The organism is Psychroserpens sp. (assembly GCF_047633235.1).
Lineage (GTDB): Bacteria > Bacteroidota > Bacteroidia > Flavobacteriales > Flavobacteriaceae > Psychroserpens.
The window spans coordinates 24,369-31,827 of record NZ_JBLIET010000033.1 but is presented as its reverse complement, the minus strand read 5'-3'; the positions used below and the strand labels follow the sequence as shown (position 1 = coordinate 31,827).

Sequence of the window (7,459 nt, the reverse complement as noted above, 5' to 3'; positions counted from 1 at the left end):
TTGCTTCTTTAGGTTTCGGTGAATATTGTAATCGTATATTCATCCCAATTTGCACCACAGGCTCCAAAATTGACGGGTTTATTATCACATCATAATTTTCATAAGACAGTGGTTGATAATAATACGAGGTTTGCTTTTTGACATTAGTAACTCCTTTTTTCTTGTTAATAGCTTCAAATGAAACGCTGTTAAAGGCTTGATAGCTTTGATAAAAATCTTTGGGGAAATAGCAGTATTGGTCATCTGCAATAGCCACATTATAGTCTGCTAAATCAAAACCTAAAATCTTGTAATATGCTTTCTTCTCTTCAATGAGTTTTAATAGTTTTGTTTGTAGGTTTTTATAGACTTCAGCAATATTCTCTATGTAGTAGTCAACTTTTACCAAATTGTAGATTTCATTTTTGGCGCAGGCAGTTAAAATGGTTTCAAACTGATTGGTTTTAGTAAACTGAATGTGTAAATTTTGTTGTAGTTCAAATCCGTTAGGAACTTCAGTATAGGTTTTACTAAATAGCTTTTTTTGTACTTCAATTTCGTAGTTAGGAACAAACGAAATCACATCAACAGCAAAATCGTCATCTGTAATTCCAATTGTTTTTAATTGACTTTTAATGGCGTCAATTTTTTGATTGACTAAAAGGTTAGTACTATCGGCTGTTGGTCCAATTTGAGAAATATTAAAAATAGCAGTATAGGTCGTGGCTTCAACATTTTGTAAAGCTTTGACATCTATAAAAACTTGATTACTCGGATTTAGAGTTTTATTGATTTGCTGCTGTACAGTTGGGTTGTAGATGGTGGCATTGCCAGAGTGTAATACATTCTGTCTAGAGATTTGATCATAATTCCCTTTATGTTGCGCACAAATAGATAAGGCGCAAGTAACAATTAGCAAGGCGCTAAGGACATAGTTTTTCATTATTTGATTGTTTTTGATTAAGACTGTAAATCTATAAGCATCTTAATTTGAAAAAAAACAAGAATGAGTAAAGTGGTCGTTTGGTTTAGGTAAGTAGATTGGTAAATGAGTAAGACAGTATATTTTGAGTTTGAAACGGTCTATTAGGGATATCTTCCGTTTTATTTTATCAATTAAAGTATGTAAGTTTATTCCGTTAAATAATAATAGATATTCACTTTTGTTAGCATATGGTGAAACGAGCATGCTAAAACGGTATTACCTAAAGGAATACTTGATAGCGAATAGCCTGCAATTGTTAAAGGACAATACATATTAGACATGAAACGATTACTTACATATAGCTTTTTGATACTGATGCTTTTTTCTTCTGGAACGATAACTGCACAACAAGATGATAAGACCTACGAGAAAAAGGTATCCCCTCTATATATCATTAGAGGCTCGGTTAGAGAAAGTAATACTTACAAGCCAATTTCAAAAGTGAATATTGAAGTTAATGGTGGTGCGTATACCATGACCAGTATTGATGGTGCTTTTATGATAAGAGCTAGAAAAGGAGATGAATTGGTGATTAGGCACAAAGATTTTGAAACCGTTTATTATACTATTATTGATGATGATCGTATTACCGTAGAAGTAGAACCAGCAACCAGACAAAAACAATCTAACTCAAAGTTTAAAGAAGATATTAATACGTTTAATGCTTTAGTTGATTCTATAATAAAATATAAAAAACAAGATGTTAGTAAGAGTATAGAATTTGCTGGAGAAGCTTTGTCTCAAAGCACCTCACAGAGACAAAATGCAGAGGCTTATATGGTCTTAGCCGAAGTGTATATGCATTGGAAACAATATGATTTGGCAGTCACAAACTATAGAGTAAGTCTCCAAAATAAAGAATCTAACGAGGCAAAATTAGGATTGGCAAAAGCTTATGAACGTCATAAAAATTATCAAGAAAGTATCGATACTTATAAAGCGATAGATAAAAAGCAATTAAGCAATTATCAGTTGGTGTCTTTATATGAGGGATTGGGTGATACTTATTTTAGTATCAAAAATTACGAATCTTCTATAAACGCATATAAAAAAGGGCTTGAAATTGCTAATACCCATCTAATAAAACCGAAAGTTGTTGACCTCAATTCAAAAATAGCTCAGGCCTATAATAGTAATGGTCGTACTGAAAAAGCAGGACAGTTTTTTAGTAACGCTCTTAATCTTGCTGAAAAAGGGTCTAAAAAACGTGCCCTAGAAGAAAAAGAAACGGTAGCAGAATTTAATAACCGCAATCGTAACTATTCCGAAGAAATTCAACTTAGAAAAGAAATTGTAGAGGATGTACAAGATGTAGAACGCGATTCTATTATTGAAAATGAAAGTGCTCTCACACTTCAAAAGCAGAATTATAAAATTGGAAATGCTTATTTCTTGCAAAAGGATTATGCAAATGCGATCCCTTATTTAGAAAAGAGTAGAGAAGAAGCAGATGCGAAAGGTGATTTGGTGGTGAAAAAAGATGCCACACGGAAACTCTCTGATGTTTATGTGGATGCTGGTGATTTTGAAAACGCACAATTAACTTTTGAAGCTTATAAACTAGTCGTTGATGAATTATATATACAGCGTGAGCAAGAGCTTTCTCAAGCCGATCGTTTTAGACGTAATATTGATGCACAACAAAATAGAATCACGAGTTTAGAAAGTGATCGACAGCTTAACTCTAGTCTGGCAAGTGAGCGCAGTAAAAATCAAGAATTAATTATTTATTCATTGATTGCAGGTTTATTGTTATTGACCATTACAGCGTTTTTCATGTACAAATACATCAAGCAACAACGTTTAGCTAACAACTTACTGGCTTTACGATCTTTGCGCAGTCAAATGAATCCACATTTTATTTTTAATGCCTTAAACTCGGTTAATAGCTTTATATCTAGTAATGATGAACGCACTGCGAATAAATATTTATCAGATTTTTCCCATTTAATGCGCGCCGTCTTAGAAAATAGCGAAGAAGATTTTATTCCGTTACAAAAAGAAATTGAACTCTTAGATTTATATACCAAGTTGGAGCATTTTAGATTTCAGGATAAGTTTGATTATGATATCACGGTTGATGCAAATGTGGTGGTTGGTGAGTATCAAATTCCGCCAATGCTACTGCAACCTTATATTGAAAATGCGGTGTGGCATGGGTTGCGTTATAAGACTGAAAAAGGCCATCTACAAATCACCGTAGCTAAAAAGAGTGCTAACGAAATAACAATTACTGTAGCAGATGACGGAATTGGACGAACACGTTCTAAAGATTCAAAAACCGAAAATCAACTGAAGCAAAAATCAAAAGGAATGGGTAACATCAAAAAACGCGTGGCTATTCTCAACGATATGTATAAAGATAAGGTGGATGTGTCTATTGATGATAATTCTGCGGGAGAAGATTGTGGGACTAAGGTGGTGGTGTCTTTAAAAAAGGATTAAAAAAGTGCTTAGTTTGAGTTTTTCTTATACTGTATAAAAGTAGATGGGACTCTCTGACTTTGCGAGATAATTAATTAAGAATGAAAAGAAATTTACTATGAAACTAAAATCAATAATCGTAGAAGACGAAGAAACAAGCAGAAAAATTTTAAGGAATTATCTGAATAAGTATTGTCCAGATGTAGATATATTAGGAGAAGCTGCTAATGTAGAAGAGGCTTTAGTTTTAATTAGGAACACAGAACTAGACTTAGTATTTCTAGACGTAGAGATGCCTTATGGTAATGCGTTTGATTTGTTAGACAAAGTAGGAGATATTAATTTTGAAACAGTCTTTGTGACTGCTTACAATCATTATGCGATAGATGCCTTAAATGCCCATGCTTCGTATTATTTAATGAAACCTATTTCTATAGATGAATTGATTAAAGCCGTAGATTATGTGACTGAGATTAGAACCAAAGAAGATGCACTACAAGATCAAGTTTTGGTGCCAAAAATGAATACCGTACATGGTAAAATTACCATCCCACAACAAAACGGATTTGAAGTTTTACAAACTTCAGATATCATGTATTGCAAGGCAGATGATAATTACACAGAAATCTATCTCAACACTAATAAAAAGAAACTCGTAAGTAAAACATTAAAGTATTTTGAAGACGCACTTTCCAAAAGCGGTTTTGCAAGAGTACATAAAAGCTATCTGGTCAATGTTAATGAAGTAACTAAATACATTAAAGGCAAAGGTGGTAGCGTAGTATTGAGCAATGGAAAAGAAATTAGTGTATCAGCATCTAAGAAATCGGATTTGTTGTCTTATTTCAAGTAATACAGTCTTGCGAAGGTAGGAATCTCATAGTAGTTAAATCAAAACATAGTCTAATCAAAAGGGAAATCTCATAACATTATAAGAGATTCATTTTTTCAAAGGAAAATATATGCCAATCATAAAATCAGTAAAAGGAAAACATCCACAAATTTCAGACGATTGTTATATCGCCGAGAATGCAACTATCGTTGGCGAAGTTTTCGTAGGAAAACAATGTAGTATATGGTTTAATGCCGTTGTTCGAGGCGATGTGCATTTTATTAAAATAGGAGATAAGGTTAATATACAAGATGGTGCAGTCATTCATGCGACTTATCAAAAATCACCTACAACTATTGGTAATAATGTCTCTATTGGTCACAACGCGATAGTTCACGGCTGCACCATTCACGATAATGTTCTTATTGGTATGGGAAGCATAATAATGGATGATTGTATTATAGAAAGCAATAGTATTATTGCAGCAGGCGCAGTGCTAACTAAAAATACTATTGTAGCATCTGGAAGTATTTACGCAGGAGTTCCAGCTAAAAAAGTCAAGGATATAAGCCAAGAATTAATTTCTGGCGAGATCAATCGCATTGCCGATAATTATGTAGCCTATTCTAGTTGGTTTAAAGAATAGTTGAAAATAGGATACTGGGCGTAACGAAGACTCTGTTTATAAGTTGAGATTCTTCAGCTTCATTTCCTTTTCAATGGTAAAATAAATTTTCTTCGGAAATATGAATTCTCAAAAGTCTAACGCATTCACCGTAAATTTATGTTCTAAAATCGTTTCCAAGACAGTTACATTTCCGTTGGAATAAAAAACATTTTCAGTGTTTTGAGACCTAATATTAAGAAGATCATGTTGTCTTAAAACAGCTTTGGTTTGCCTGGCAACCGCCAAACCAGAATCTATAATTTTAATGTGCTTAGGAAGCATCTCTAGCAATAAGGGCATTAAATAGGGATAGTGTGTACAACCTAAAACCAGATAATCAATGTCGGCTTGAAGCATTGGCTTTAGATAATTGTCTAATAATGATCTCATGTCATCACTATTTGTTTTCCCTTCTTCTATTAATTCAACAATACCTTCCCCTATCTGCTCAAACACATTAATTCCATTGGTGTAAAGATCTGTAGTGTTATGGAATAATTCGCTACTCAAAGTGCCTTTGGTAGCAAGAATGCCTACTGTTTTCGTTTGAGTATTAAGTGCAGCAGGTTTGATAGCAGGTTCAATACCAATAAACGGAACGTTATAAGTTTCTCTAAGTATTTTAATAGCGTTAGTAGTTGCAGTATTGCAGGCCACAACAATAAGTTTACAGTTTTTTCCTAATAGTAACTCCGTATTTTTGATACTTAAAGCAATAATTTCCTTTTTTGACTTATTACCATAAGGTGCATTTTTACTATCTGCTAAGTAAATTGTGTTCTCATGGGGTAATAGCGCGTGGATTTCCTTGAAAATGGATGTGCCTCCAATTCCAGAATCAAAAATACCTATGGCGCGATTACTCATGTAACAAAAATAAAAAAGCCACTCGTTTAAAAGTGGCTTCCTTGTGATTTATTTTAGATTTTTATTAGAAGCCTAATTGCTTCTTTACATCTGCTAAAAGATCTTTTCCATCTGCAACTAATACCCCACCACCTTGAGTAGAGTCTAATACATATTGGAAACCTTGAGCTTTAGCTACTGTTTGAATTGCAGTTTTAGCTTTTTCAAAGATTGGCTTTAATAGAGCTGCTTCTTTTTTGCCAAGATCTTCTTGGGCACCTGCTTGATACTCACGAATACTTTGTTCCATTTGTTGAACTTCTTGAGCACGTTTAGTATTTTCTTCTTCAGTTTTTGTTTCAACCTCAGATCTGTACTGTGTTACTTTGTTTTGGAGCTCAGTAACCATCATTTTATAATCGGCATCGTAAGTTTTAGATAATCTTTCAATTTCTGCTTGGGCTTTTTTCATATCAGGCATAGATTGTACTAACTCTGTCGTGTTGATATGAGCAATTTTATTTTGTGCTTTTACAAGACTTGTTGTTCCAACAAATAGTACAGTTGCTAATAAAAGTGTTTTTAAGTGTTTCATTTTTAAATTTGTTACGTGTTATAATTATTGTTTTTAGTTATCGTTGGGAACGGAGTCATTTTCTGCTGCTTTCGCCTCTCGTTCTTCTTTTGCTTTTTTTCTGGCTTCTATTATTTTTTGTTTTCTTTCTTCAAGTGCTTTTTTGCGGTCTTCTCGATCTTTTAATTTTTGTTGTCTATTTTCTTCTGCTATTTGGGCTGGTGTCTTTGTCCCTGTGCTTGCTTTAGCTTGAGTTGAATCTTGTTTTTTAGCGTTTTCACTTTTTTCTGCTATTGGCACTGTTTTGCCACTCATACTATCTCTTTCTGCCTTAGCTTTGGCTCTGTCGTCTAATATTTGTTGACGTTTTGTAGAAGCAGCAGCTTTAAGAGAATCTCTTCGCTTTAATTGCGCTTCTTGGCGTTTGGCTATTTCTGTTTCTCGAGCTGTTTTTTTATCTTCGATAGCTTGGTTACGTTCATCTAATTCTTTGTTTACAACAGGCACTACATCTTCTTTTTCCGCTTTTTTACGTTCAGATCTTGAATTTGCTTGTGTTCGTTTAGAGGATCTAGTAATACTTCTAATAATAAGCTCACTGAGATCAAAACGTTCTGCTGAATACAACATCACGACGTCTGCAGATTTATCAAAAATGAAATCATATTTTTTACCACCTGCAATTTCTTGAACAGCAGAAAAAATTTGATCTTGAATTGGTTGAATCAACTGTTTCTTTTGAATCATCAAATCTCCGTTTGGTCCAAATCGCTTTTGCTGATAATCTAATATCTCTGCTTCTTCAAAAGAGATATCTTCTAAACGCTCTTCATATAACTCTTTTGTTAATAGAACACTTTCACTATTTAATTGTTTCTTTTTAGAATCAATTGTATTGAGGCGTTGTTCAATTTCTGTTTTCCATTGTTGAACTTTAGATTCTAACTGAGAGTTCGCTTCTTGATATTCTGGAATATTCTCTAAGATATATTCAGTATCTATATAACCTATTCTAACACCACGTTGTGCATGGGAAACAAAGCTCATTAGACTTATTATGGCCACTAAAAAAAGAACTTTACTTTTCATCTGTATAATTTTATTATTTATGATAATTGCTATAAACTTTAAAACGACAGACTAAATTACGAT

7 protein-coding genes are annotated in these 7,459 nt (G+C 33.4%); 3 read left to right on the top strand and 4 right to left on the bottom strand.

Going from position 1 to position 7,459, the window contains the following annotated elements; translation table 11 throughout:
- On the bottom strand, positions 1 to 922 hold a 922-nt coding region (locus tag ACJAZK_RS11045; RefSeq protein WP_415224017.1), incomplete at its 3' end, for an SIMPL domain-containing protein.
- A 321-nt stretch (positions 923 to 1,243) separates the two neighbouring features.
- On the opposite strand from ACJAZK_RS11045, the gene ACJAZK_RS11040 reads away from it, so the two are divergent.
- The 3 genes from ACJAZK_RS11040 (at position 1,244) to ACJAZK_RS11030 (ending at position 4,866) form a co-directional block, all read left to right on the top strand.
- Positions 1,244 to 3,409, top strand: a complete 2,166-nt coding sequence (locus tag ACJAZK_RS11040; protein ID WP_415224016.1) for a histidine kinase — start codon at positions 1,244 to 1,246, stop codon at positions 3,407 to 3,409.
- Positions 3,410 to 3,506: 97 nt separating this feature from the next.
- Positions 3,507 to 4,241 carry a LytR/AlgR family response regulator transcription factor gene (locus ACJAZK_RS11035; protein WP_415224015.1) on the top strand — a complete coding sequence of 245 codons (735 nt, stop codon included), beginning with the start codon at positions 3,507 to 3,509 and terminating at the stop codon, positions 4,239 to 4,241.
- 109 nt (positions 4,242 to 4,350) lie between these two features.
- Positions 4,351 to 4,866 carry a gamma carbonic anhydrase family protein gene (locus ACJAZK_RS11030; protein ID WP_415224014.1) on the top strand — a complete coding sequence of 172 codons (516 nt, stop codon included), beginning with the start codon at positions 4,351 to 4,353 and terminating at the stop codon, positions 4,864 to 4,866.
- A gap of 108 nt (positions 4,867 to 4,974) precedes the next feature.
- Here the strand turns inward: ACJAZK_RS11030 and murI are convergent, their stop codons facing one another.
- The 3 genes from murI to ACJAZK_RS11015 all read right to left on the bottom strand — a co-directional run bounded on the left by murI (position 4,975) and on the right by ACJAZK_RS11015 (position 7,396).
- The gene (murI, locus tag ACJAZK_RS11025; protein WP_415224013.1) at positions 4,975 to 5,754 is read right to left on the bottom strand and encodes a glutamate racemase; all 780 of its coding nucleotides are present in this window, start codon (positions 5,752 to 5,754) and stop codon (positions 4,975 to 4,977) included.
- Positions 5,755 to 5,818: 64 nt separating this feature from the next.
- Complete coding sequence (locus ACJAZK_RS11020; RefSeq protein WP_415224012.1) at positions 5,819 to 6,328, bottom strand: OmpH family outer membrane protein; 510 nt, start codon at positions 6,326 to 6,328, stop codon at positions 5,819 to 5,821.
- A gap of 33 nt (positions 6,329 to 6,361) precedes the next feature.
- The gene (locus tag ACJAZK_RS11015; RefSeq protein ID WP_415224011.1) at positions 6,362 to 7,396 is read right to left on the bottom strand and encodes an OmpH family outer membrane protein; all 1,035 of its coding nucleotides are present in this window, start codon (positions 7,394 to 7,396) and stop codon (positions 6,362 to 6,364) included.
- Between the last annotated feature and the right edge of the window lie 63 nt (positions 7,397 to 7,459).